Source organism: Streptomyces alanosinicus, from assembly GCF_014650595.1.
In the GTDB taxonomy this organism is placed as follows: domain Bacteria; phylum Actinomycetota; class Actinomycetes; order Streptomycetales; family Streptomycetaceae; genus Streptomyces; species Streptomyces alanosinicus.
On the sequence record NZ_BMVG01000001.1, the window covers coordinates 1004068 to 1029833 of the forward strand.

21 protein-coding genes are annotated in these 25766 nt (G+C 71.3%); 6 read left to right on the forward strand and 15 right to left on the reverse strand.

Going from position 1 to position 25766, the window contains the following annotated elements; genetic code table 11:
• Positions 1 to 153 precede the first annotated feature (153 nt).
• From IE277_RS04580 to iolC, 12 genes are all read right to left on the reverse strand, one after another.
• Entirely contained in the window at positions 154 to 474 is a 321-nt protein-coding gene (locus IE277_RS04580) for a hypothetical protein (protein ID WP_189948669.1), read from the reverse strand.
• A 93-nt stretch (positions 475 to 567) separates the two neighbouring features.
• The gene (locus IE277_RS04585; protein ID WP_189948670.1) at positions 568 to 885 is read right to left on the reverse strand and encodes a hypothetical protein; all 318 of its coding nucleotides are present in this window, start codon (positions 883 to 885) and stop codon (positions 568 to 570) included.
• A gap of 62 nt (positions 886 to 947) precedes the next feature.
• Entirely contained in the window at positions 948 to 1274 is a 327-nt protein-coding gene (locus IE277_RS04590) for a hypothetical protein (RefSeq protein ID WP_189948672.1), read from the reverse strand.
• Positions 1275 to 1682: 408 nt separating this feature from the next.
• Complete coding sequence (locus IE277_RS04595; protein ID WP_229880596.1) at positions 1683 to 2102, reverse strand: hypothetical protein; 420 nt, start codon at positions 2100 to 2102, stop codon at positions 1683 to 1685.
• A 219-nt stretch (positions 2103 to 2321) separates the two neighbouring features.
• Entirely contained in the window at positions 2322 to 3176 is an 855-nt protein-coding gene (locus IE277_RS04600) for an ABC transporter permease (RefSeq protein WP_189948673.1), read from the reverse strand.
• The gene (locus IE277_RS04605; RefSeq protein WP_189948674.1) at positions 3173 to 5824 is read right to left on the reverse strand and encodes a CocE/NonD family hydrolase; all 2652 of its coding nucleotides are present in this window, start codon (positions 5822 to 5824) and stop codon (positions 3173 to 3175) included. The genes IE277_RS04600 and IE277_RS04605 overlap by 4 nt, the downstream gene beginning before the upstream one ends.
• Positions 5825 to 6071: 247 nt before the next feature.
• Positions 6072 to 7481, reverse strand: coding sequence for an APC family permease (locus tag IE277_RS04610; RefSeq protein ID WP_189948675.1), 1410 nt, complete (start codon positions 7479 to 7481; stop codon positions 6072 to 6074).
• A gap of 330 nt (positions 7482 to 7811) precedes the next feature.
• The gene (mmsA, locus tag IE277_RS04615) at positions 7812 to 9314 is read right to left on the reverse strand and encodes a CoA-acylating methylmalonate-semialdehyde dehydrogenase (RefSeq protein WP_189948676.1); all 1503 of its coding nucleotides are present in this window, start codon (positions 9312 to 9314) and stop codon (positions 7812 to 7814) included.
• Positions 9315 to 9330: 16 nt separating this feature from the next.
• Positions 9331 to 11208: a 3D-(3,5/4)-trihydroxycyclohexane-1,2-dione acylhydrolase (decyclizing) gene (gene iolD / locus IE277_RS04620; RefSeq protein WP_189948677.1), complete on the reverse strand. Its 1878-nt coding sequence runs from the start codon at positions 11206 to 11208 to the stop codon at positions 9331 to 9333.
• A complete protein-coding gene (gene iolB / locus IE277_RS04625; protein ID WP_189948679.1) occupies positions 11205 to 12044 on the reverse strand; it encodes a 5-deoxy-glucuronate isomerase in 840 nt (279 codons plus the stop codon). Before iolB ends, iolD begins: the two co-directional genes overlap by 4 nt.
• Positions 12045 to 12051: 7 nt before the next feature.
• Complete coding sequence (locus tag IE277_RS04630; protein ID WP_189949228.1) at positions 12052 to 12888, reverse strand: Cgl0159 family (beta/alpha)8-fold protein; 837 nt, start codon at positions 12886 to 12888, stop codon at positions 12052 to 12054.
• A 107-nt stretch (positions 12889 to 12995) separates the two neighbouring features.
• Positions 12996 to 13946 (reverse strand): 5-dehydro-2-deoxygluconokinase, encoded by a 951-nt coding sequence (iolC, locus tag IE277_RS04635; protein ID WP_189948681.1) that lies wholly within the window; start codon positions 13944 to 13946, stop codon positions 12996 to 12998.
• 225 nt (positions 13947 to 14171) lie between these two features.
• Between iolC and IE277_RS46940 the strand changes: the two genes are divergently transcribed.
• On the forward strand, positions 14172 to 15482 hold the full coding sequence (locus IE277_RS46940; protein ID WP_229880599.1) for an AraC family transcriptional regulator: 1311 nt from the start codon (positions 14172 to 14174) through the stop codon (positions 15480 to 15482).
• On the forward strand, positions 15479 to 15679 hold the full coding sequence (locus IE277_RS04645) for a helix-turn-helix transcriptional regulator (RefSeq protein WP_189948682.1): 201 nt from the start codon (positions 15479 to 15481) through the stop codon (positions 15677 to 15679). The genes IE277_RS46940 and IE277_RS04645 overlap by 4 nt, the downstream gene beginning before the upstream one ends.
• Positions 15680 to 15773: 94 nt before the next feature.
• Here the strand turns inward: IE277_RS04645 and IE277_RS04650 are convergent, their stop codons facing one another.
• Together IE277_RS04650 and IE277_RS04655 are read right to left on the reverse strand one after the other, a co-directional pair.
• Positions 15774 to 16817, reverse strand: coding sequence for a zinc-dependent alcohol dehydrogenase family protein (locus IE277_RS04650; RefSeq protein ID WP_189948683.1), 1044 nt, complete (start codon positions 16815 to 16817; stop codon positions 15774 to 15776).
• Positions 16818 to 16847: 30 nt separating this feature from the next.
• The gene (locus IE277_RS04655) at positions 16848 to 19034 is read right to left on the reverse strand and encodes an MMPL family transporter (RefSeq protein ID WP_189948685.1); all 2187 of its coding nucleotides are present in this window, start codon (positions 19032 to 19034) and stop codon (positions 16848 to 16850) included.
• A 124-nt stretch (positions 19035 to 19158) separates the two neighbouring features.
• Between IE277_RS04655 and IE277_RS04660 the strand changes: the two genes are divergently transcribed.
• From IE277_RS04660 to IE277_RS04675, 4 genes are all read left to right on the forward strand, one after another.
• Positions 19159 to 19815 (forward strand): TetR/AcrR family transcriptional regulator, encoded by a 657-nt coding sequence (locus IE277_RS04660; RefSeq protein WP_229880601.1) that lies wholly within the window; start codon positions 19159 to 19161, stop codon positions 19813 to 19815.
• Between the two features lie 140 nt (positions 19816 to 19955).
• Complete coding sequence (locus tag IE277_RS04665; RefSeq protein ID WP_189948690.1) at positions 19956 to 20900, forward strand: PrsW family intramembrane metalloprotease; 945 nt, start codon at positions 19956 to 19958, stop codon at positions 20898 to 20900.
• Between the two features lie 86 nt (positions 20901 to 20986).
• The gene (locus tag IE277_RS04670) at positions 20987 to 21226 is read left to right on the forward strand and encodes a heavy-metal-associated domain-containing protein (RefSeq protein ID WP_189948691.1); all 240 of its coding nucleotides are present in this window, start codon (positions 20987 to 20989) and stop codon (positions 21224 to 21226) included.
• A 222-nt stretch (positions 21227 to 21448) separates the two neighbouring features.
• Complete coding sequence (locus tag IE277_RS04675; protein WP_189948693.1) at positions 21449 to 23713, forward strand: heavy metal translocating P-type ATPase; 2265 nt, start codon at positions 21449 to 21451, stop codon at positions 23711 to 23713.
• 685 nt (positions 23714 to 24398) lie between these two features.
• On the opposite strand, the gene IE277_RS04680 is transcribed toward IE277_RS04675, so the two are convergent.
• Positions 24399 to 25688 carry a citrate synthase gene (locus IE277_RS04680; protein WP_189948695.1) on the reverse strand — a complete coding sequence of 430 codons (1290 nt, stop codon included), beginning with the start codon at positions 25686 to 25688 and terminating at the stop codon, positions 24399 to 24401.
• Positions 25689 to 25766: the final 78 nt, after the last annotated feature.

The window sequence follows — 25766 nt, forward strand, 5'->3', positions numbered from 1 at the left end:
CGGCTCCGTTCCACGGAGCCGGCCTTCGGTGTTTTCGGTGGCGCACTGGTCTTGGCGCACACGCCTTCAGGTCTGCGCACACGCCTTCAGGTCTTCGGGGAAAAACAAATGGCGGCCCGCCGAGCTTCGGCGGGCCGCCAGGGTGGGGGCTGCTCAGAAGAGCAGGCCCCCGGTGTAGGCCTGGTTCTGCGACTGGTCGACCGTGGCCGTGTTGCAGGCGGCGTAGTGCGAGTTCGGGGCGACGACGCCACCGAGGACGGCACCGTTGGACCACGGCGCGATGCAGCGGCCGTCGACCAGCGAACCGTTCGAGACGACGAGGCCCTGCTGAGGCTGGTTCACGACAACCGGGGACTCCGAGAAACCGTTGCCGCCGGTGACGGTGGTGGTGGTGTCGTCGGCCGCAGCGGTGCCGCCGGCGGCCAGGACAAGGCCCGCAGCCAGGACGGAGAGGGCCGTAACCTTGTTACGCATGAGGTGCGCCTTTCGGGTGGGAGGGGCGGGGCGGGCGGGGAACGTCAGCTGACGGCCCCGCCCTGCTCCGGATGGACCGGAGCCAAAAAGGGGTCAGAAGAGCAGGCCACCCGCGTACGGGGCGTTCTGCGGCTGGTTGACGGTCGCCGTGTTGCACGCTGCGTAGTGCGAGTTCGGGGCAGCGACACCGCCGAGGACGGCACCGTTGGACCAGGGCGCGACACAACGGAGGTCGACCAGCGTGCCGTTGGAGACGACCGCGCCCTGCTGCGGGGCGTTCACGACGACCGGGGACGACGAGAAGCCATTGCCGCCGGTGACGGTCGTGCAGTTGTCGGCTGCGGCGGTGCCGGCGGCCGCCAGGACGACGCCTGCGGCGAGGGCGGAGAGGGCCGTAACCTTGTTACGCATGAGATGTCCTTTCCGGACTGCGTTTTGAGGGGTTCACCTGCTCGGATGACTCGAAGCAGGGGTCAGAAGAGCAGGCCGCCGGCGTACGGGGCGTTCTGGGGCTGGTTCACTGTCGCCGTGTTGCACGCTGCATAGTGCGAGTTCGGCGGAACGACGCCGCCGAGGACGGCGCCGTTGGACCACGGCGCGATGCAGCGGCCATCGATGAGCGAGCCATTAACGACAACAACGCCCTGCTGAGGGGCGTTCACGACGACCGGGGACTCCGAAAAGCCGTTTCCGCCAGTGGCGTTGGTCGTGTTCCCGTCCTCATGGGCGGAGGCAATGCCGACGCTGCCGCAGAGGGCGCCAAGGGCGAGTGCAGTGACGACCGCGAACTTCCTGGTCAACTCGGTTCCTTCCTGGATTCACGGTTAGCCGCGCTTACATAGCAAGAAACCGAAATATGTGGCGAAAAGTCACGCGGACACTACCCATACGGTACGGATTCCACCGGATGGCGGAACGGTACTGTGCGCTTTTTCTCCGTAACCGCATGCAAAGGAATGAATGCCGACGTGCGTCCGGCCCACTGGCAAGGAGGAATCCAGTGGGCCGGACAGGCTTGAGGCGTAATCCCCGGCACACATCGGGCGCCGGGCGGGCGCAGAGCCGCTGGTCCGGCAAAGGCCTCGGGGAGCAGGTCGTCGAGGCGCCGGACGCGGGTCGTACCAGGAGGGCCACCGCGGGCCCGTCCCGCGGTGCTGCGGTGTCGGTCCGCGGCGGACGAGAACCGGATCAGAGCGTCGGAATTCCGGTCACCTCTGGTTGAGCAGGCTACCGAGACCGGCACTCGTCGGACCGTTCAGCGGGTGGAGCTGGACGGAGCCGGTGCCGACCGGGTTCTTCAGCGGAATCGCGGGCTTCTTGGCGCCGGGCCGGCCCATCCCGTCCAGGTATACGCCGGAGACTTTCGCCGCCTTGTTGGTGCCGGTGACCGTCGACGACTGGTTCTGGTCGAACGCACTGCCCTTGGTGAGACTGCCCTGCTTGGCCACGCGCATCACCGTGTCGGCGGCGGGCACAAGGGCCGGAGTCACCTCGGTCTGGGACATGAGGCCGAGCGGGCCGGTTCCGCTGGCGGGTGCCTTGGTGGCGGCCGACGCCGCGACGGCGGAGCCACCCACGAGACTCGCGCCGATAGCCAAAGCCGCAGTTGTGAAAACTGCCTTCTTCATGATTCTCCTCACTTGAAGTTACCTCTGATCCGACAGACGCAGAACATAGCAGTCCGCAGTGCGCCCAAAGTGATGCACTACTCCATACGCATGAATGTCGCGGGAGTGAAGAAGCGCATTACTCGGAATTCCCCAGAGGGATTTGCATTCGTTCGGCGAATCAATTGATCGTATGGTGTGCCAGACGCGAGAAAGTGAATATGCCAACGGAAAAGAAAACTATGACACGACGTCCTTGCGGGCGAATCCACGGAAGGCCAGAGCGAAGAGCACGAACGCATAGCTCAAGGAGATCGCCGTGCCCTGGACCATGCCGGACCACTCGGGATGCGGCTGCACGATGTCGCCCCAGGCGAACTGCCAGTGCGCGGGCAGGAAGTCACGCCAGTGGCCGAGCGCGGTGACGGCGTCCAGGACGTTGCCGACGATGGTCAGGCCGACCGCGCCGCCGACCGCGCCGAGCGGGGCGTCCGTCCTCGTCGACAGCCAGAACGCGAGCCCCGCGGTGACCAGCTGGGACACGAAGATGTACGCCACCGTCACCGCGAGCCGCTGCACCGCCGTCCCGGCGTCGAGCGCACCGCCGGTGGGGATCTGCAGCGGCCCCCAGCCATAGGCCGCCGTACCGACCGCGAGGGCGACGACCGGGAGCAGGATCATCGCGGCGAGGCTCAGCCCGAGCGCCACGACCAGCTTGGACCACAGCAGCCGGGCGCGGGGCACGGGCGCGGCGAGCAGATAACGCAGGGAGGACCAGCCGGCCTCCGAGGCGACCGTGTCCCCGCAGAACAGGGCGACCGGGATCACCAGCAGAAAGCCGGCCGAGACGAACAGGTTCACCGCGACGAAGTTGGCGCCGGAGGCGGTGGCCGTGTTCATCAGGGTGATCTGGCCGTTGCGGGCGGCCGGGTCACCGCCGACCGCGAAGGCGACCATCAGCACGAACGGCAGCAGGGCGAGGATGGCGCCCATGATCAGCGTGCGGCGCCGGGTGAGCTGGCGGACCAGCTCGACCCGCAGGGGCAGGGTGTGCCGCGTCTGATATCCGGAGGCAACCTCGGTGAGCGCGCTCATGCGGAACCTCCTATCAGGGTGAGGAAGGCGTCTTCCAGCCGTCGGTGCGGGCCGACCGAGGCGACGGGCACATCCAGCCGCACCAGCTCCACGACCAGCCGCTCGGCCGTGCCGCCGGCGTCCAGCCGGACCAGCAGCCCGTCGTCGGTGCGCACGGCGGAGGCGACCCCGGGCAGCGCGGCCACCTTCTCCGCGACCGGCTCCTGGACGGGCGTGGCGGTGCCGACGAGCAGGGTGTCGCCGGAGCCGATGATGTCCCGGACGGGGCCCGCCTGGACGAGCCGGCCGCGGTCCATCACCACCAGGTGGGTGCAGGATTGCTCCACCTCCGCGAGGAGATGGCTGGAGACGATCACGGTGCGGCCGCCGGCCGCGTAGCGGATCATCACCTCGCGCATCTCGCGGATCTGCGGCGGGTCGAGACCGTTGGTCGGCTCGTCGAGAATGAGCAGGTCGGGCAGGCCGAGCATGGCCTGGGCGATGGCGAGGCGCTGGCGCATGCCCTGGGAGTAGGTGCGCACCGCGCGGGCGAGGGCGTCGCCGAGGCCCGCGATCTGCAGGGCCTCCTCCAGACGCGCGTCCTCGGGCGGGCGGCCGGTGGCCCGCCAGTACAGCTCCAGGTTCTCCCGTCCGGACAGATGCGGCAGGAAGCCGGCGCCCTCCACGAAGGCGCCGACCCGGGACAGCACGGGTGCGCCGGGCCGGATGGCATGGCCGAAGACACGGATCTCGCCGTCGTCCGGGGTGATCAGGCCCATCAGCATGCGCAGGGTGGTGGTCTTGCCCGCGCCGTTGGGTCCGAGCAGGCCGAGGACCTGGCCCTTCTCGACGCGGAAGGACAGCTCGCGCACCGCGTACCGGTCGGCGGACTTCGCGTACCGCTTGCTCAAGTCCTGGATGACCAGCGGTACTTCGGCCAGCGCGGGGTCCGGAGCGGGGGTCGCCGTACGGCGGCGGGCGGAGAGCAGCAGGGCGAGCGCGACGGCCGCGCCGGCCGCCGGCAGCCACCACACCCAGACGGGCAGGGGTGCCGCGGCGGTGGTGACGGCGGGTGCCGTGGGCACGCTCAGGTCTCCCTTGAGGGAGACGGCGTAGCCGGCCGGGGCGGCAGGTGAGGCGTAGCCGAGGTCGGTGGCGGCGAGGACCAGCCGGAGCCGGTGGCCCTTCTGCACCTGGTGGTCGACGGCCGGCAGGGTGATCGTGACGTCCTTGCCGGCTCTGGCGCCGGTCACCCGGAAGGGGGCGACGAGCTGCTCGGGCAGCACCTGCTGGGTGCCGCCGGGGCCGACGTCGTAGACCTTGCCGAAGAGGACGGCGTCGGCGCTGGTCGAGGTGATGTGGACGGTCGCGGTCGGGGTGCCGGTGATCTGCAGGTCGTGGCCGAGCGGCGCGGAGTCGAACCGGGCGTACTGCCCGGGGAAGTCCAGGGAGACACCGAGGCCGAGCGCGGACAGCTGGCTCAGGCCGCCGGAGCCGCCGAGGCCGGGCAGCGCGGAGACACCGGGCGGGCTGGCGCCGGCCGGGTTGGTGACGCGTTGGGTGCCGCCGCTCAGGGCGATGGCGCGCGGGTGGTCGCGCAGCCCGGGGTAGGCGGCGGCGCTCGCGCCGCGCAGCTGGGCCGTGCCGTCGCCCGAGTTGACGCCGCCGGTGCGGGTGATGCGGAAGGCCGGGCCGGTGCCCGTGCTCTTGTCGCCCTTCAGATAGCGGTCGAACCAGGCACGCACGCGTGACTGGACCCGGTCGGCCTCCAGGTCGCCGCCGTCATGGCCGCCGGCGATCCAGTCGACGTCCACGGGGGCGCCGTTCGCCCGGATCGCCTTCTCGGCCGCGTCCGACTGGGCGAGGGTGAACAGCGAGTCCGTCTGGCCCTGCAGCAGCAGAGTGGGCACCTTGATGCGGGATCCGACGGCGGACGGGGAGCGTTCCTGGAGCAGTGCGCGGGCGGCCGCGTCCGGGGTGCCGGACTCGGCGACCCTGTCGTACATCTGGCACAGCGCGGGTTCGAAACGGGCGCAGCCGCCGCCGGTGTTGAAGAAGATGCCGGTCCACAGCTTTTTGAAGACGCCGTTGGGGAACAGGGCGTCGGCGAGGTTCCAGTACGTGATGGCCGGGGCGATGGCGTCGACCCGGTGGTCGTATCCGGCGGCGAGCAGGGAGATCGCGCCGCCGTAGGAACCGCCGGCCATGCCCACGCGCGGGTCGCCCGGCCTGTCGAGCTGGACCTCGGGGCGCCGGGCCAGCCAGTCGATGAGCCGGGAGACGTCGGCGACCTCGGCCTTCGGGTCGTTGAGCCCGATCTTTCCGGTGGACTTCCCGAAGCCGCGCGCGGACCAGGTCAGGACCGCGTACCCCTGCCGGGCGAGGTCCTCGGCCTGGCCGCGTATGTCGTCCTTGCTGCCGCCGAAGCCGTGCGCCAGCAGGACGGCGGGGTGCCGTCCGGCGGTCGCCGGAGTGAAGAACGACGTGTCCAGGCGGACGCCGTCCACCGCCATGGCCCGGTCGCTCTCGCGCACGCTCTGCGTGCCGTCGGCGGCGACGGCCGCCGTCCATGTCCCGGCGCCGGCCAGCACCACGACGGCGGCCGCGGCGGCGGCGAGCCGGCGCGGCCTCTTGAGCAGCCCTCGCAGCGAGAGCCGGCGGAGATCCATGGCTCAACGGTACGGGCCGCCACCGACAACCGGTGCAGCCGCTGGGCTGAACGCCCGCCCCTCCCGCAGGAGTACGGGGGCCTGGCGGCGTACTCCAGCGGCGGTACGAAAGCCGGTCGGTCCGGCGCCGTCGAGGTGCTTCGCCGTTGTCGGCTGCGGGCCGTCGATGGCTGGTCGCGCCGTTCCCCGCGCCCCTTGGATCGGCTGTGCCGCCCTGGGCCGCAGGTGTGAACGCCCTCGGACGAGGTCAGGCCTGCGCGCCCTCGGCGGACAGGACGTCCTCCGGGAGGGACACGAGCCAGCGGGTCGCGCGGCGCGGGCGGAGGTAGAAGACCCAGTAGAGGGTGGCGACGGCGGTGATGCCGCCGGTCCACAGCAGGTACGACGGGTCCTGCTCGACCAGGATGTAGACGAGGACGGCGATGAGCAGGACCGGCATCGCCGGCCACAGCGGCATCCGCCACGCCTTGCGAGTGCCGTGCGCCCCGCGCCGGCCGAGCAGCGAGGCGATCGCGACGAGCAGGTACAGGCCGGTGACGGCGACGCCGGTGACGCCGTACAGGGTGTCCAGGTTGACGAAGCAGAGGAAGGCGCCGGGGACGCCGACGACGAGGGTGGCGACCCAGGGGGAGCCGAACCGGCCGAGCTTGGCGAGGGCGTTGTTGACCGGGGTGGGCCAGGCCTTGTCGCGGGCGGAGGCGAACAGGACGCGGGAGTTCTGGATGACCATGACGATGCCCGCGTTGATGATCGCGAGGGCCACGCACAGGCTGACGAAGGTACCGACGGCCGAGTTGCTCCAGGCGATGACCATGCTGGAGATGTCGCCGCCGGTCAGGGTCTTCAGGTCACCGGCGCCCAGGGTGATCGCGACGACCGGCACCAGGATGACGACGCCGGAGATGGCGAGCGTGGCGAGGACGGTGCGGGCGACGTTGCGGCGCGGGTTCTCCAGCTCCTCCGAGAGGTAGACGGCGGTGGAGAAGCCCTGGGTGGCGAAGAGGGCGATGGCGAGTCCGGAGAGGACCATCATGGCCGTGACGGGGTTGACGTGCGCGTGCTCGCCGGCCACCCGCAGGGAGCCGAGGGCGCTCGCGCCGCGGTGGGCGTGGGTGAAGCCGAGGAGGGCGACGACGCCGGCGGCGACGACCTCCAGGACCAGGAAGATGCCGGTGATCCAGGCGTTGGCGCGCAGGTCCAGCAGACCGGCGAGGGTGGCCGCGAGCATCACGCCGGCGCCCGTGAGGGACGGGTCGAGGTGGACGACCGGGGCCAGGTAGTCGGCCGTGCCCATCGCGATGACCGGAGGGACGATCATCACGACGAGCAGTGACATCACGAAGGCCAGCCAGCCGGCGAGCCGTCCGGCCAGGGTGGAGACCATGGCGTACTCGCCGCCCGCGCTGGGGATGAGGGTGCCCAGCTCCGAGTAGCAGAACGCCACGGGGATACAGAGCAGCGCGCCGATGGCGATACAGAGCGCGGTCGCCGTGCCCAGGCTGGAGAAGAGGTCGGGCACGATCACGAACAGTGTGGAGGCGGGCGTGACGCACGACAGCGTCAGCAGGGTGCCGCCGACGACACCGATGGAACGCTTCAGGCCCGGCGCTTGGGCGGGCGCGGTGTCGGCCACGGACTTCGGGAGCGTGTCGGTCATGCGGCGGTTCCGATCGACTCGTACGGATGCCTCCGGCGGCAGGGACGGTGCTGCATGGAACCCCGACGAAAACCGCCGCGTCAATGGCCGTTTACCTTCGGAATCCGCAGCTGCGAAGGGTCGTACGTCGCATCACATTCACAGGCTGTGAAGCCTGGTGGAGGCATCCATCAAGCCTTGGGCGAATGTGACCTTGCTTTTGAAGGTCATCTTCATGTAACCCCTTCGTCACCCGTTTCGTCCCACGTGAACGGGAACCGCAGCCGACGCATCAAAAAAATGTCAGGCCGTCCGGAATCCGGACGGCCTGACGGCGGGGTCTGACTACGGTCAGTGGTTGCGCGGGAAGCCCAGGTCCACGCCCGTGGGGGCGTCGGCCGGGTCGGGCCAGCGGGTGGTGACGACCTTGCCGCGGGTGTAGAAGTGCGTGCCGTCGTTGCCGTAGATGTGGTGGTCGCCGAAGAGCGAGTCCTTCCAGCCGCCGAAGGAGTGGTAGCCCACCGGCACCGGGATCGGCACGTTCACGCCGACCATGCCCGCCTCGATCTCCAGCTGGAAGCGGCGGGCCGCGCCGCCGTCCCGGGTGAAGATCGCGGTGCCGTTGCCGAACGGCGAGGCGTTGATGAGGGCCACGCCCTCGTCATAGGTGTCCACGCGCAGCACACACAGCACCGGGCCGAAGATCTCGTCCTGGTAGGCCTTCGCCGACGTGGGCACCCGGTCCAGCAGCGAGAGCCCGATCCAGTGGCCGTCCTCGTAGCCCTCGACGGTGTACCCGGTGCCGTCCAGGACGACCTCGGCGCCCTCGGCGGCGGCACCGGAGACGTACGACGCCACCTTGTCGCGGTGGACCTTGGTGATCAGCGGGCCCATCTCGCTCGTCGGGTCGTTGCCCGGACCGATCTTGATCTTCTCGGCGCGCTCACGGATCTTCTCCACCAGCGTGTCGCCGATGGCGCCGACCGCGACGACGGCCGAGATGGCCATGCAGCGCTCGCCGGCGGAGCCGTAGGCGGCGCTCACCGCGGCGTCCGCGGCCGCGTCCAGGTCGGCGTCCGGCAGCACCAGCATGTGGTTCTTGGCGCCGCCGAGCGCCTGCACGCGCTTGCCGTTGGCGGCGGCGGTGGTGTGGATGTAGCGGGCGATCGGGGTGGAGCCGACGAAGGAGACCGCCTTGACGTCCGGGTGCTCCAGCAGCCGGTCCACGGCCACCTTGTCACCGTGTACGACGTTGAAGACACCGTCCGGCAGACCGGCCTCGGACAGCAGCTCGGCGATCTTGAGCGACGCCGAAGGGTCCTTCTCGGACGGCTTGAGCACGAAGGTGTTGCCGCACGCGATGGCGATCGGGAACATCCACATCGGGACCATCGCCGGGAAGTTGAACGGCGTGATGCCCGCGACGACACCGAGCGGCTGCCGGATGGAGGAGACGTCGACCCGGCTGGCGACCTGCGTCGACAGCTCCCCCTTCAGCTGCACGTTGATACCGCAGGCCAGGTCCACGATCTCCAGACCGCGGGCGACCTCGCCGAGCGCGTCGGAGTGCACCTTGCCGTGCTCGGCGGTGATCAGCTCGGCGATCGCGTCCCGGTTGGCGTCCAGCAGCGCCCGGAACTTGAAGAGGACGGTGGTCCGCTGGGCCAGCGAGGACTGGCCCCAGGTCGCGTAGGCGTCCTTGGCCGCCGCGACGGCCGCGTCCACCTCCTCGACCGACGCGAACGCGACCTTGGTGGTGACCGCGCCGGTCGCCGGGTCGGTGACCGGCCCGTACGTGCCCGACGCGCCTTCGACGGTCTTGCCGCCGATCCAGTGGTTGACGATCTTCGTCATGCCCAGAGACTCCTTCTTACAGATGGCGGCGTCGGGTCGAGACGTGCCGTTCGTACAGCTCACGTGCCTTGACCGCCGACGGGCGGGTCGCGGTCTCGGCCACAGGAACATCCCACCAGGCCTGCGCCGGAGGCGCGCCCGACACAGTGTCGGACGTTTCGGTCTCCACGTAGACACATGTGGGAGTGTCGGCGGCCCGCGCCTCGGCGAGCGCCGCGCGCAGGTCCCGTACGGTCTTCGCGCGCAGCACGCGCATCCCCAGGCTGGCCGCGTTGGCGGCGAGGTCGACGGGCAGCGGGTCGCCCGTGTACGTCCCGTCGCCGGCCTGGAAGCGGTAGGCGGTGCCGAACCGCTCGCCGCCCACCGACTCCGAGAGCCCGCCGATGGACGCGTACCCGTGGTTCTGCACCAGCAACACCTTGATCGCGATGCCCTCCTGCACGGCGGTCACGATCTCGGTCGGCATCATCAGATAGGTGCCGTCGCCGACCAGCGCCCATACGTTGCGCTCCGGCGCGGCGAGCTTCACCCCGAGCGCGGCCGGGATCTCGTAGCCCATGCACGAGTAGCCGTACTCCAGGTGGTACTGGTCGAAGGACCGGGTCCGCCACAGCTTGTGCAGATCGCCGGGGAGCGAGCCGGCCGCGTTGATGATGATGTCGGACTCGTCCACCAGGGCGTCCAGGGCGCCGATGACCTGCGGCTGGGTCGGCCGTACGTCGATCTCGTCGGCCGCGAGGCAGGCGTCGACGCGCTGCTCCCAGCGCTCCTTGTCCTCGGTGTACTCGGTGACGTACGGCTCCGCCGCCGTGTGGTCGTGCATCGCCAGCGCCTCGGTCAGCTCGCCCAGACCGCTGCGGGCGTCGGCGACCAGCGGCAGCCCGGACAGCTTGTGGCCGTCGTAGGGCGCGATGTTGAGGTTCAGGAAACGGACGTCCGGGTTCTCGAAGAGGGTGCCGGAGGCGGTGGTGAAGTCGGTGTAGCGGGTGCCGACGCCGATCACCAGGTCCGCGGTGCGGGCCAGCTCGTCGGCGGTCGCGGTGCCGGTGTGGCCGACCCCGCCGACGTCCTGCGGATGGTCGTAGCGCAGGGAGCCCTTGCCGGCCTGGGTGGAGGCGACCGGGATGCGGGTGGCCTCGGCGAACTCGGCGAGGGCCGCCTCGGCGCGGCTGTGGTGGACGCCGCCGCCCGCGATGACCAGCGGCCGGCGCGCGTCCCGCACCGCCCGGACCGCCTCGGCCAGCTCGACGGGGTCCGCGCCCGGCCGGCGTACCGTCCACACGCGCTCGGCGAAGAACTCCTCGGGCCAGTCGAAGGCCTCCGCCTGTACGTCCTGCGGCAGGGCGAGGGTGACCGCGCCGGTCTCGACGGGGTCGGTGAGGACCCGCATGGCCTGCAGCGCCGAGGGGATCAGGGCTTCGGGCCGGGTGACCCGGTCGAAGTACCTCGACACCGGGCGCAGGCTGTCGTTGACCGACACATCGCCCGCGTACGGCACCTCCAGCTGCTGCAGCACCGGGTCGGCGGGGCGGGTTGCGAAGACGTCGCCGGGCAGCAGCAGGACCGGGAGGTGGTTGATGGTCGCGAGGGCCGCGCCCGTGACGAGGTTGGTGGCGCCGGGGCCGATCGACGTCGTCACCGCGTGCGTGGACAGCCGGTTGGACTGGCGGGCGTACCCGACCGCCGCGTGCACCATCGACTGCTCGTTGCGGCCCTGGTGATACGGCATCACCTCGGCGTACTCGATCAGCGCCTGGCCGAGCCCCGCGACATTGCCATGGCCGAAGATGCCCCAGGTGGCGCCGATCAGCCGCTGTCGCGCGCCGTCCCGTTCGGTGTGCTGGGCGGCGAGGAAGCGGACGAGCGCCTGGGCGACGGTCAGCCGGATCGTCATCGGTATCCCCCTGTGGTCTCGGTGTGGTCGGGGTGGAAGCAGATCCGCCACTCCCGCGTCTCGCCCGGACCCGCCATGACGTTCAGGTAGTACATGTCGTGGCCGGGCTGGGCGATGGACGGGCCGTGCCAGCCGTCGGGGACGAGCACGGCGTCCCCGGAGCGGACCTCGGCGAGGACGTCGGAGCCGCCCGCGCGGGAGGGGAACACCCGCTGATAGCCGAGGCCGTTCGGACCGTCGATCTCGAAGTAGTAGATCTCCTCCAGCTCGGACTCCTCGCCCGGCCGGTGCTCGTCGTGCTTGTGCGGCGGGTACGAGGACCAGTTGCCGCCCGGGGTGATCACCTCGACGGCGATCAGCTTGTCGCAGTCGAAGGAGTCCGCGGAGGCGAAGTTCCGCACCCGGCGGGCGCAGGCGCCGCTGCCGCGCTGCTCGACGGGGACCTCCGGCGCGGGGCCGTAGCGGGCGGGGAGTTGTCGCTCGCACTTCGCTCCTGCCAGGGCGAAGCGGCCTCCCGCGCCGGAGGCGATCTGGACCCGGGCGTCCCGGGGAACGTACGCGAAGTCGGAGACGTCCGCGAACACGCTTTCCCGGCCCAGGAGTTGGAACTCGCACTGCTCGGTTGACGCAGTCTTGATTTGTACGGTACATCCGCCTTCCAGCGGAAGCACGATCCACTCACTGTCGCCTGTGGTGAACGTATGGCCGCCGCCGGGCGCCAACTCGACGACGCGCAGGCTGCTGTGTGTCCAGGCGGCCGACTCGGGGCCGATGTCGACGGCGTACCGGTCGTTCGCGGTGGCGCCCTTGGGCAGATGCAGATCGGTGCTGGTCATGCGGCCCTCACAGCAGTCCTACGGCGGTGTCCACGGCGGCGGCCACATCGCCGTCCGCCGGGTACAGCAGCGAGCGGCCGACCACCAGGCCGCGCACGGTGGGCAGTTGGAGCGCGCCGCGCCACTTCTCGTAGGCGGCGACCTGGCCCTCGGGCGAGTCGCCGATGTCGCCGCCGAGCAGTACGGCCGGCAGGGTGGAGGTCTCCATGACCCGGGCCATGTCGTCGGGGTCGTCGGTGACGGGGACCTTCAGCCAGGTGTAGGCGGAGGAGCCGCCGAGGCCGGAGGCGATGGCGATGGACTTGGTGACCGCCTCGGCCGACAGGTCGTTCCCCAGCTTTCCCGCGGAGTCGCGGCGGCTGATGAACGGCTCCACGAAGACCGGCAGCCGGCGCGCGGCCATCTCGTCGACGGCGCGGGCGGTGGACTCCAGGGTGGTCAGCGAGCCGGGGTCGTCGTAGTCGATGCGCAGCAGCAGTTTGCCCGCGTCGAAGCCGAGCCGCTGGATGTCCTCGGGGCGGTGGCCGGTGAAGCGGTCGTCCAGCTCGAAGCTGGCGCCCTGCAGTCCGCCCCGGTTCATGGAGCCCATGACGACCTTGTGGTCGAGGGCGCCGAGCAGCAGCAGGTCGTCCAGTATGTCGGCGGTGGCGAGGACGCCGTCGACGCCGGGCCGGCTCAGTGCCAGGCAGAGCCGTTCCAGCAGGTCGGCGCGGTTGGCCATGGCAAGCTTGCGGTCGCCGACGCCGAGCGCGCCGCGGGCCGGGTGGTCGGCGGCGACGATCATCAGCCGGCCGTTCTCGTCCAGCAGCGGGCGGCGGGCCCGGCGGGCGGCGGCCTCGGCGATCGCCTCGGGGTGGTGGGTGCGGACGCGGACGAGTTCGGCGACGTCGACGCGGGGGCTGCGTCCGGCGTCCCCGCCCTCGGTGTGGGTGCCCGTGACCCGGCCGGCCCTCACAGCACCGCTCCGGCGTCGAGCGCGGCGGCCACCTCGTCCGGGGTGGGCATCGCCGAGGAGCACTCCAGGCGGGAGGCGACGATGGCGCCGGCCGCGTTGGCGTGCCGCATCACCGTCTCCAGGTCCCAGCCTTCGAGGAGGCCGTGGCACAGGGAGCCGCCGAAGGCGTCGCCGGCGCCGAGTCCGTTGAGGACGGTGACGGGCAGCGGCGGGACCTCGGCACAGTCGCCGTTGCGGCTGACCGCGAGGACGCCCTTGGGTCCCTGCTTGACGACGGCGATCTCGACCCCGGCGGCCAGCAGGGCGCGGGCGGCGGCATGCGGCTCGCGTACGCCGGTGGCGACTTCCACCTCGTCCAGGTTGCCGACGGCGACCGTGGTGTGGCGCAGGGCCTCGGCGTAGAACGGGCGGGCCGCGGCGGGGTCGGTCCAGAACATGGGGCGCCAGTCGAGGTCGAAGACCGTCGGGCCCGCCTTCGCCCGGTGGGCGAGGGCCGCGAGAGTGGCCGTACGGCTGGGCTCCTCGCTCAGTCCGGTGCCGGTGACCCAGAAGACGCGGGCCTCGCGGATGGCGTCGAGGTCCAGGTCGTGGGCGTCGATCTCCAGGTCGGGCGCCTTGGGCTGCCGGTAGAAGTAGAGCGGGAAGTCGTCCGGCGGGAAGACCTCGCAGAAGGTGACCGGGGTCGGCAGCCCGGGGACCGGGGTGACCCAGCGGTCGTCGACGCCGAACCCGCGCAGCGCCTCGTGCAGATAGGCGCCGAACGGGTCGTCGCCCGTCCGGGTGATCACGGCGGTGTGCCGGCCGAGCCGGGCCGCGGCGACCGCGACATTCGTCGCCGACCCGCCGAGGAACTTGCCGAAGGACGACACCTGGGCGAGCGGGACACCGGTCTGCAGCGGGTAGAGGTCCACTCCGATCCGTCCCATGGTGATCAGGTCGTAGGCCATCGGCTTCCCTTCGTCACGGCTCTCCCCGGTTTTGTAGTCCCCCACACCGAGCCCTGTCAATAGTTTGTCCAGACATTCGGACCAGTCAGGGACAGCGCTTTCCGTCCGCTCGCGCTCCGGCACCCATGACGTCGCTGTCACCCTCCTCACTCACTGTCCCGTATCCGGATCGGATCGGCGCCCGACACCTGGGGAGGCGTCCGTCCCGCTCGTAGCATGGGTGCCGTGTCGACCGTGTCTGCCCGGCCGCATCCGGCGTTGCGGCCGGGAGTGATCAGTTATCGCGGCATACGGCTGACCCTCGACCGGCCGCGCCGCCGGCTGGAGACACCGATCGCGGCGGCCACGCTGCTGCTGGGCTTCGAGGCGCCGGTGCGGATCACCCGGGCGGGGCGGCCCCCGGTGAGCCTCGTGTCCGTCGTCAACGGGCTGACCGCCGCGCCCGCCCTCGGTGAACACGCGGGCCGGCTCTCCGGGATCGAGGTACTGCTCGCCCCCTGGGCGGCGTTCACCCTGTTCGACACGGAGCAGTACGAACTGGCCAACCGCTCCCTGCATCCGGACGAGTTGGCCGGCCCGGCGGGGGTGCCGCTGGGCGAACTCGCGGCCGCGCTCGCCGCGTTGCCCCGCCGGCCGGAACGGTTCGCGCTGCTCGACCGGGCGCTGCTGGAGCGCATGCGCGCGGGCGCTCCCGTCTCCGAGCGGGTGGTGCACGCCTGGTCGCCGCTCGGGCGCAGCTCCGGCCGGCTCCCGGTGCCCCGGCCGGCCGCGGAAGCGGGCTGGAGCGTACGGCACTTGGAGAACCGCTTCCGGGAGCAGATCGGCCTTCCGCCGAAGGCGGCGGCCCGGGTGCTGCCGGTGCAACGGGCGCGGCGGCTGCTGACCGCGGGACACGGGCAGGCGGAGACCGCGGCGCTGTGCGGGTACTACGACCAGGCGCACTTCAGCGGTGAGCTCAGGACCATGACCGGCTGCAGTCCCGGGGAGTTCCTGGCGGGCGAGGCGACGAGTCTGGTACTCGCCCCCGGCCACGGTGCGCTTTTCTCCAAGACCCGCGGGGCCGGCACCGGGCACGCTGTTCACCCGGCCATCGAACTCCCGGGAGAGACGGGGGAAGACAGGGGAGACGGGGGAGACGGGAGTGCCGGGCGGCTAGGGCCTAGGTCGCCCCAGGGGGACGGGGCCAGGAGTGCGCCCCTGGGACGCGGTCGCCGGGCGATGCGGGGAAGCCGGCGGGCCGGGGCTGACGCAGCAGGCCCGGCCCGCCCTCGCGAACGGACCCGTGCCGCGTCCACGCGCCGTGTCGGCACCCCCGGCGCACACCTTTGCGTCGGCCACGTCACAAACGCCGTGTTTGTGTCACGCATGTCCCGAGTACGCGGGTTGTGCGTCACACCGTGTCGACAGGCCCTGTCCTCCGGTCACTCTGTGTCGTTCACCGGACACAGGCTTGGTGATCGCCAGCGCAGCGCCCGGCTCCCCCGACGGCCGCCCCCGGCCGCCGCCGCGGCGCGCGCAGGGAGGTGCGGGTCATGACCGACCGAAGGCTCTGGTCCTACAAGGAGATCGCGGCGCACATCAGAGTGCAGCCGGACACCGTACGGTCCTATCGCAAACACGGGCTGCTGCCCCCGCCCGACCATGTGGAGGGCGGCAAGCCCTACTGGTACGCCGACACCGTCCGCGCCTGGGTCGCCTCCCGGCCGGGCAACCGGGGCCGCCAACCGGACTGACCCCGCCCCCGGCCCCCGGGAAGAAGTCCTCTGTGCCCCACCGCTCGCGTGGGGCACAGTCGCTCCATCAGCCTCGACCGCCGGTGGGCCGCTCTCAGGTCCGCGGTTCGATGACCGTGACTCCGGCTCCTGGTGCCCTGCCCATCGCCGCGAGGGCCGCCGGTGCCGCGTCGAGGGTGATCGTGCAGGTCACCAGGAGGTCGGGGCGCAGGACGCCGGAGCGGACGAGGCGCAGCATGCCGGGGTAGGCGTGCGCGGCCATGCCGTGGCTGCCGAGCAGTTCCAGCTCCAGGGCGATGGCGCGGGCCAGCGGGACGGGTGTGGTGCCGTCCGGTGAGGGCAGCAGGCCCACCTGGACATGCCGACCGCGGCGGCGCAGGCCGTTCACGGAGGCCGCGCAGGTGGCGGGCGAGCCGAGCGCGTCGAGGGAGAGATGGGCGCCGCCCCCGGTCAGCTCGCGGACGGCCTCGGCCGGGTCGGGCAGTCCGGTCGCGTCGACGCACTCCGCGGCCCCGCAGGCCCGTGCCAGGTCCAGGGCCTGGGGCGAGACGTCGACGGCGACCACACGGGCGCCGGCCGAGGCCGCGATCATCACGGCCGACAGCCCGACCCCGCCGCAGCCGTGCACCGCGACCCACTCCCCCGCCGCCACCCGGCCCTGCTGCACCACCGCGCGGAAGGCGGTGGCGAAACGGCAGCCGAGGGCGGCGGCGGTGGCGTACGCCATGTCGTCGGGGATCGCCACCAGGTTGACGTCGGCGTGGTCGAGCGCCACGTACTGCGCGAAGGAGCCCCAGTGGTGGAAGCCCGGCTGGGTCTGGCGTTCGCACACCTGCCGGTCGCCCGCCGCGCAGGCCGGGCAGGTGCCGCAGGCGCACACGAACGGCACGGTGACCCGGTCGCCGGGCCGCCATCCGGTCACCCGGGAGCCCACCGCCTCGACGACACCGGCGAGTTCATGCCCCGGCACATGCGGCAGTGTGATGTCGGGGTCGTGGCCCATCCAGCCGTGCCAGTCGCTGCGGCACAGGCCGGTGGCCGCCACCCGGACGACCACGCCGTGCTCCGCGGGCTCCGGGTCGGGGACGTCCCGGACCTCGGCCGGCTCACCGAACTTCTCGAACACCACGGCTCTCATGGGCCCACCCTGCCACGGCGGCCGGCGGCCTCACACCCCCGCCGGCTCTCTCACCTGCGCCGGTGCCGCCGGCTCGCCCTCGCTCAGACCGAACCGTGCGTGGAGGCGGCGCAGGGGTGCCGGCGCCCACCAGGTGGCCCGCCCGGTCAGCCGCATGATCGCCGGGACCAGCAGGCTCCGGACGACCATCGCGTCCATCAGCACGGCGAGCGCGATGCCGAGGCCGAGCATCTTGGTGTTGGTCACCCGTGAGGTGCCGATGGCGACCATCACCACCGCGAGGATGACCGCCGCCGCGGTGATCAGCCCGCCGGTGCGCTGCAGTCCGTGCCGCACGGCCGCGTCGTGGTCGCCCGTGCGGTCGTACTCCTCCTTGATGCGGGAGAGCAGGAACACGCCGTAGTCCATGGAGAGTCCGAAGGCCACGCAGAACATCAGCACGGGCAGGGTGGTCTCGACCGAGCCCGGGCTGGTGAAGCCGAGGAGGCCGGAGAGATGGCCGTCCTGGAACACCCAGACCACGGCGCCGAACATCGCCGTCAGGCTGAGCGCGTTGAGCACCACCGCCTGGATCGGTATCAGCACGCTGCCCGTCAGCAGGAAGACCAGGAGCAGGGTGACGACGGCGATGAACACGGCTGCCCAGGGCAGGCGTTCGGCTATCGCGTGCTTGGTGTCGACGAGGACCGCCGCGGTGCCGGTCACCTTGGTGTCGAAGGGCGGGCGGAGGGCTCGTACGTCGCCCACCAGGCGCTGGGCCGCGTCGCCCACGGCCTCCCCCTTCGGCCGCACCGTGAAGTAGGCGGCGTCGCCCTTGACCAGCGGACCCTCGACACGGACCACCTCGGGCAGGGCGGCCACCCGCTGCTTGTAGGCGGCGTACTGGGCGCCGGTGGTCCTGCCCTCGGCGAGGATCTCCAGACCGCCGCCGGGGCTGCCCGGGAAGCCCTCGCGGATCTGGTCCTGCACCACATGGGACTCGGCGGTCGAGGGGAGCTGGCGGTCGTCGGCCGTGCCGAACTTCACGCCCAGGAAGGGCAGTCCGAGGGTCATCAGCAGAACGGTGGTGCCGAGGGCGAAGAGCGGGGCGCGGCGCATCACCAGGCCGGCGGTCCGCGCCCAGGCCCTACCCCCGTCGGGCCCCCGGTCGCGGCCCCGGCGGAACAGCTGGCGCAGGTCCAGGGAGTTGACGCGATGGCCGAGCAGGACCAGGGCGGCCGGGAGCAGGATCAGGGCGGCGGCCGCGGCGAGCAGGACCACGGCGATGCCGGCGTAGGCGAAGGAGCGCAGGAAGTACTGCGGGAAGACCATCATGGCGGCCAGGGACACCGCGACGGTGAGGGCGGAGAAGAGCACCGTGCGCCCGGCGGTGCGCAGGGTCGCCGCGACCGCCGTCAACGGGTCTGCGCCCGTGGACAGTTCCTCGCGGTAGCGGCGGACGATGAACAGGGCGTAGTCGATGGCCAGGCCCAGACCGAGGGCCGTGGTGAGGTTGAGCGCGAAGACGGAGACGTCGGTGAAGGACGTCAGAGCGCGCAGGACGGCGTTGGTGCCGAGGATGGCGACGATGCCGATACCGAGCGGCAGCAGGGCGGCGACGGCGCTGCCGAAGACCATCACCAGCAGCACAAGGGTGATCGGCAGGGCGATCAGCTCGGCCCGGGTCAGATCCTCCTTGATGATCGTCTGCATCTCGTGCCGGACGGCGACGATGCCGCCGACCTTCACCTGGACCGGGCCGTGCGCGCCCCGGTAGCGGGGGGATATGCGGTCGAGGGTCCTGGCCATCGCGTTCTCGTCGCCGGTGATGCGGGCGGCGATCAGCGCCTCGTGGCCGTCCTCGGCGCGCAGGGCGGGTGACCTGCTCTGCCAGTAGGAGCCGACGCCGGTCACGCCCTTCTCCCCCGCCAGCCGGCCGGCCAGGCCCCGGGCCCGGGCGGCGACCGCCGGATCGTCGACCGAGGCGCGGCCCGCGTCGACCAGGAGCAGCAGGTTCGGCTGGGAATCAGGGAACTCCCGCTCCAGGGCCTTGGTGGCATACGTCGACTGGGCGGCCGGGTCCTCCCACCCGCCGCTGCCGAGACGGTCCGCGACACCGCTGCCGGCCAGCACGGCGAGCGCGGTGAGCACCAGGGCCACCAGCAGCGACAGGCGTGGCCGGGCGGTCACGAATCGGGTCCAGCCGCCGGGGCGGGGCGGGCTGTTGACTTCGGTCATGGTGCGGTGTCCCCTTCACCGTGGAAACCGTAAAATGGCAAACACGAGTGATCGCTCGCGTTTTCACAGAATGCGAGCGATAGCTCGTGTTTGTCAATCCCGTTCGGAGATCTGGGGACAACTCGTGCCCGACAACGCGCAGACACAGGCGCAGACACAGAAGGAGCAGCCGCGCCGCCGGCAGGCCCGCGGCGAGCGCCGTATCACCCAGCTGCTCGAAGCGGCGGCCCGGGTCTTCTGCACCACCGGCTACACCGCCGCCAGCACCAACGCCATCGCCCGCGAGGCCGGCGTCTCGCCGGGGACGCTGTACCAGTTCTTCCCGAACAAGGAGGCGATCGCGATCGAGCTGGGCGACCGGCTCGTCCACGAGATGCGGGAGACCTACGGCGAGGCGCTGGCCCCGATCGATCCCGCCACCCCGCTGGAGGAGGCCGTCGGTTCCGCCATCGACCGGTTCATGGCCTTCAACACCGAGCACCCGGTGTTCTTCGCGCTGATGCACGGCCCCGACATCCCGGGCCGGATGGCCGAGACGCACGACCAGCTGTACACCACGCTGACCGGCCGGATCGAGGGCCTGCTCGGCTCCCTGATGCCCGGCGCCGGCCAGGCCGACGTCACCCGCACGGCGCACGTCTGCCTCGGGATCTACAAGGCCGGACTGGAGCTGGTCCTCGCCCACGAGGGCGCCGAGCGCGCGGCCTATGTCCAGGAGGTCAAGGACGTCCTGATGCGCTACCTGGAACCGCTGGTGGGCGACCGGCTCGGCCGCGGCTGACCCGGACACCACCGGCCTCGAACTCCCCTCGGCGGCGACCCGGTTGCGGGCGGCCGACGCGGCCCGTCCCGGACTGCGACACCCGGAACATCTGCCTACAGTGCGGATAAATCGCCCAGCAGCCGTCCGAGGGGACCGACGTGAGCCACCCCCCGCCTCCCGGCACACCCAAGGCCCGCATACCCGGCCCCCAGCAGCCGCCACCGCCGTACCCCCGCATCGGCGCGGGCCTGTGGCGGCGCTGCCTGGGCGGCGGGCTCGCCCTGTGGGCGCTGACCGCGTGGATCACGTACGAGACGCGGAACAGCACGCCGCTGCCGACGCTGATCCTGCTCGGCAGCTTTCTCGTACCGGTCGTCTTCGTGCTGTGGGCGTACGAGCGGCACGGCCGTGACCTGGGCGTCAGCGCGATTCTCGGCTGCTTCCTGGCCGGCGGGGCCCTCGGCGCGCTCGGCGCCTCGCTCACGGAGTCGTATCTGCTGCGCCCCTCCCCCGGGACGTTCGTCTGCGTCGGCCTGATCGAGGAGGCGGCCAAGCTCGCGACGCTGGTGTTCGTGCTGCACCGGCTGCCGTATCTGCGCGGGCTGCGCGCCGGGCTGGTGCTCGGGGCGGCCGTCGGCTTCGGCTTCGCGGCCCTGGAGAGCGCCGGGTACGCCTTCGACGCGGCCGCCTCCGCCCGGGGTGCCGGACTGCGGTCCCTGCTGGAGACGGAGGTCCTGCGCGGAGTGCTCGTCCCCTTCGGGCACGGCTTGTGGACCGCGATCGCCGGCGGCGCGCTGCTGGCCCGGCGCCGTCTCAGCGGAGGCTTCCGTGTCACCGCGCCGGTGCTCGGCACCTGCCTCGGGGTGTCCCTGCTGCACGCCCTGTGGGACTCCACGCACGGCCTGGCGCTGTGGATGGCCGCCCGGCTGACCGGCACCGGCACCGGCCTGCACCGAGGACTGTTCACCCTGGGATACCTCGCCCGGCCGAGCACCGCGCAGGAGCACCTGTTCACCCTCTTCTCGGTCGGCGGGCTGGCCCTGGTGGCCCTGGCCGGCGTCGGCTGGGTGCGGACGCTGACGCGCCGGGACACCTCTTGGTGAAATACCCCCTAGGGGTATAGTGTGGAGAACGTGGGGCTCCCTCGCGGGCCCCACCGGCCCCACCCGCCTCGACGAGGAGTAACGACATGACCGCCCACACCGACACCACAGGCTCCGTCACCACGGTCTACAAGGTGACCGGAATGAGCTGCGGCCACTGCGAAGGCTCCGTCTCCGGCGAGATCTCCCAGCTCCCCGGCGTCAGCTCGGTGAAGGCCGTCGCGTCGACCGGCGAGGTGACCGTGGTCTCCGAGACCCCACTGGACGACGAGGCCGTGCGCGCCGCCGTGGACGAGGCCGGCTTCGAGCTGGCCGGCAGGATCTGAGCGCGGGACCCGTACGACACGCCTGACCGGCAGGGCACGTACGACACGCCCGACCAGCAAAGCACGCACGACACGCCTGACCGGCAGGGCACGCACGAAACGCAAGGCACGTACGACCGGTCCCGTCGTCGCGGGCGGGACCCGAAACCTTTCCCCGATCGGGCCGTGCCGACCAGCTGATACTGGATCCGCACGGCCCGGTCCGATGTCTGGAGTCCGGACATGACCAGCACCACCGCAGAGAACGCGGCACAGAACCCGACCGCGATAGCCGGCACCGCCGAGGTCGAGCTGCTCATCGGCGGGATGACCTGCGCCTCCTGCGCCGCCCGGGTGGAGAAGAAGCTCAACCGCATGGAGGGCGTCAGCGCCACGGTCAACTACGCCACCGAGAAGGCGAAGATCGCCTTCGGTGAGGGCGTCCTGGTGGCCGACCTGATCTCCACCGTGGAGAAGACGGGCTACACCGCCGAGGAGCCCGCGCCGCCGGCGTCGGAGCCCAAGGCCCGAGCGGAAGCCCCCGAGCGGGATCCCGAACTCGGCGCCCTCCGTCACCGCCTGCTCGTCTCCGCCCTGCTCGCCGCGCCCGTGGTCCTGCTCGCGATGATCCCGGCGCTGCAGTTCGACAACTGGCAGTGGCTCTCCCTCACCCTCGCCGCGCCCGTCGTCGTCTGGGGCGGCGCGCCCTTCCACCGGGCCGCCTGGACCAACGCCCGGCACGGCGCCGCCACCATGGACACCCTGGTCTCGGTCGGCACCCTGGCCGCGTTCGGCTGGTCGCTGTGGGCCCTGTTCTTCGGTGACGCGGGCATGCCCGGCATGCACGACGCGTTCCGCTTCACCGTCTCGCGCATGGACGGCGCCTCCACCATCTATCTGGAGGTCGCCGCCGGGGTCGTCGCCCTGATCCTGCTCGGCCGCTATCTGGAGGCCCGCTCCAAGCGGCGCGCCGGGGCGGCCCTGAAGGCGCTGATGGAGCTGGGCGCCAAGGACGTCGCCGTACTGCGTCACGGCCGTGAGGTGCGCGTTCCCGTCGGTTCCCTGGCCGTCGGCGACCGGTTCGTCGTCCGGCCCGGCGAGAAGATCGCCACCGACGGCACGGTGGTCGAGGGTGTCTCCGCGGTGGACGCGTCCATGCTGACCGGCGAGTCGGTGCCGGTGGACGTCTCGCCGGGCGACCGGGTCACCGGCGCCACGGTCAACGCGGGCGGCCGGCTGGTCGTCGAGGCCACCCGGGTCGGCGCCGACACCCAGCTCGCCCGGATGGCGCGGCTCGTGGAGGACGCGCAGAACGGCAAGGCCGAGGTGCAGCGGCTCGCCGACCGGATCTCCGCCGTCTTCGTGCCCGTGGTCATCCTCCTCGCGCTCGCCACGTTCGGCGTCTGGCTGGCCCTCACCGGCGACACGGTCGCCGCGTTCACCGCCGCCGTGGCCGTCCTGATCATCGCCTGCCCCTGCGCCCTGGGCCTCGCCACACCGACCGCGCTGATGGTCGGCACCGGACGCGGCGCCCAGCTCGGCATCCTCATCAAGGGCCCCGAGGTACTGGAGTCCACGCGCCGCGTCGACACCGTCGTCCTGGACAAGACCGGCACCGTCACCACCGGCCGGATGACCCTCCAGGCGGTGTACGTCGCCGAGGGCGAGGACGAGAAGGAGCTGCTGCGCCTCGCCGGCGCCCTGGAGCACGCCTCCGAGCACCCGATCGCCCGCGCGATCGCCGCCGGCGCGCAGGCACGCACCGGATCACTGCCGGCGGCCGAGCACTTCGAGAACGTCCCCGGGCAGGGCGTGCGCGGGCGCGTGAACGGCCGCGAGGTGGCCGTGGGGCGGCTCTACGACGAGGTACCGCCGGAGCTGACCCGCGCGGCCCGTGAGGCCGAGCAGCAGGGCCGTACGGCCGTCGTGGCCGGCTGGGACGGGCGGGCCCGCGGCGTCCTCACCGTCGCCGATGCGGTCAAGGAGACCAGCGCCGAGGCGGTGGACGAGCTGCGCTCCCTGGGGCTCACACCGGTGCTGCTCACCGGCGACAACCGGACGGTCGCCGAGGCGGTCGCGCGGACGGTCGGGATCGAGGCCACGCACGTGTTCGCCGAGGTGCTCCCCGAGGACAAGGTGGACGTCGTACGACGGCTGCAGCGCGAGGGGCGGACCGTGGCCATGGTCGGCGACGGCGTCAACGACGCGGCCGCGCTCGCCACCGCCGACCTGGGCCTGGCCATGGGCACCGGCACCGACGCCGCGATCGAGGCCGGCGATCTGACCCTGGTCCGCGGCGACCTGCGGGTGGCCGCCGACGCGATCCGGCTCTCCCGGCGGACGCTGGCCACCATCAAGGGCAACCTGGTGTGGGCCTTCGGCTACAACGTGGCCGCGCTGCCGCTCGCCGCCGCCGGGCTGCTCAACCCGATGATCGCCGGCGCGGCGATGGCCTTCTCCTCGGTGTTCGTGGTGACCAACAGCCTGCGGCTGCGCCGCTTCCGCTGAAATCCCGCGAGGTTACCGGCGGTTCGCCGCCCACCGAAGTTGAGACACCCTCTGGAGTCCTACGCGAGCCTCACATAAGCTCTTCACAAGGCTCGCGCATCATCCTTACGCCTGAGCCCCGATCGCTGTATCGGGGCTCTTGCGTACCTAATGGACATATGCAAGAGACGCAGATCACAGTGATGCGAACGTAACCATCGAAGGGGTTCGAAGGTCTAAGTTGGCGATGTCGGTTCGGCGTCTTGGGGGGCGTCAGCCGGCATCTGGGGATGTCTTGGGGGACTTCCTCAGAGATGCGTTGCCGGGGCACGCACACAGGGAAGCTTTGAGCGGCCCTCCCAGCGTGCGTTGTCCCGGCAGACCGCACCGCATCACTGGAGCAGGACGAGTTTTGCTCATTCTGCTCGACGACAGCGATTCAGGCGCTGTCCTCTCCGAGCGCCCGGCCGGATCCCGTGGGGGGAATCCGCACCGGGACATGGGAAGGCGCCCTGATCGTCGGCCCGTGGGGGGACCGGCGACAGGGCGCCTTCTGTTTTTCTACGACTGTTCTTCTACGGCCGTTCTTCCATGGCTACGGCCACTCTTCCATGGCTCGGCCCGCCACCGGGGCGGCTCGGCCCGCCCGGGGCAGCTCGGCCCGCCACCGGGGCGCCGATGGAACGGCGCCCCTCACCGCCAGGTGTCAGCGCGCCTCGACCGGCACGAAGTCGCGCTCGACGACGCCCGTGTAGATCTGGCGCGGACGGCCGATACGGGAACCCGGCTCCTTGATCATCTCGGTCCACTGGGCGATCCAGCCCGGCAGCCGGCCGAGGGCGAACAGGACCGTGAACATCTCGGTCGGGAAGCCCATGGCCCGGTAGATCAGACCGGTGTAGAAGTCGACGTTCGGGTACAGCTTGCGCTCGACGAAGTAGTCGTCGGAGAGCGCGTGCTCCTCCAGCTTCAGGGCGATGTCGAGGAGTTCGTCCGACTTGCCCAGCGCGGAGAGCACATCGTGCGCGGCGGCCTTGATGATCTTGGCGCGCGGGTCGAAGTTCTTGTAGACCCGGTGGCCGAAGCCCATCAGGCGGACGCCGTCCTCCTTGTTCTTCACCTTGCGGATGAAGGTGTCGACGTCGGAGCCGGAGTCGCGGATGCCTTCGAGCATCTCCAGCACGGACTGGTTGGCGCCGCCGTGCAGCGGGCCCCACAGCGCGCTGATGCCGGCGGAGATCGACGCGAACATGTTGGCCTGCGAGGAACCGACCAGACGGACCGTGGAGGTCGAGCAGTTCTGCTCGTGGTCGGCGTGCAGGATCAGCAGCTTGTCCAGCGCGGCGACGACGACCGGGTCGAGGTCGAACTCCTGCGCCGGCACCGAGAAGGTCATGCGCAGGAAGTTCTCGACGTAGCCGAGGTCGTTGCGCGGGTAGACGAACGGGTGGCCGATCGACTTCTTGTACGCGTACGCCGCGATCGTCGGAAGCTTCGCGAGCAGCCGGATCGTGGAGAGGTCGCGCTGCTTCTCGTCGAAGGGGTTGTGGCTGTCCTGGTAGAAGGTGGACAGCGCCGAGACGACCGAGGACAGCATGGCCATCGGGTGGGCGTCACGCGGGAAGCCCTTGTAGAAGTTCTTGACGTCCTCGTGCAGCAGCGTGTGCCGCGTGATGTCGTTCTTGAACGTCGTCAGCTCGTCGACGGTGGGCAGCTCGCCGTTGATCAGCAGGTACGCCACCTCGAGGAAGGTGGAGCGCTCGGCCAGCTGCTCGATGGGGTAGCCGCGGTAGCGGAGGATGCCCGACTCGCCGTCGAGGTAGGTGACAGCGGATTTATACGCGGCCGTGTTGCCGTACCCGCTGTCCAGGGTCACCAGCCCGGTCTGGGCGCGGAGCTTCCCGATGTCGAAGCCCTTGTCGCCGACGGTGCTGTCGACCACCGGGTAGGTGTACTCGCCGTCGCCGTACCGCAGTACTACAGAGTTGTCGCTCACGTCTTCCCTCACCGACGTAGTGCCTCATCTTCGAGGTGCCCTGACTGTCTCTACCATCCCCCATTTGGCTCAGGAGAG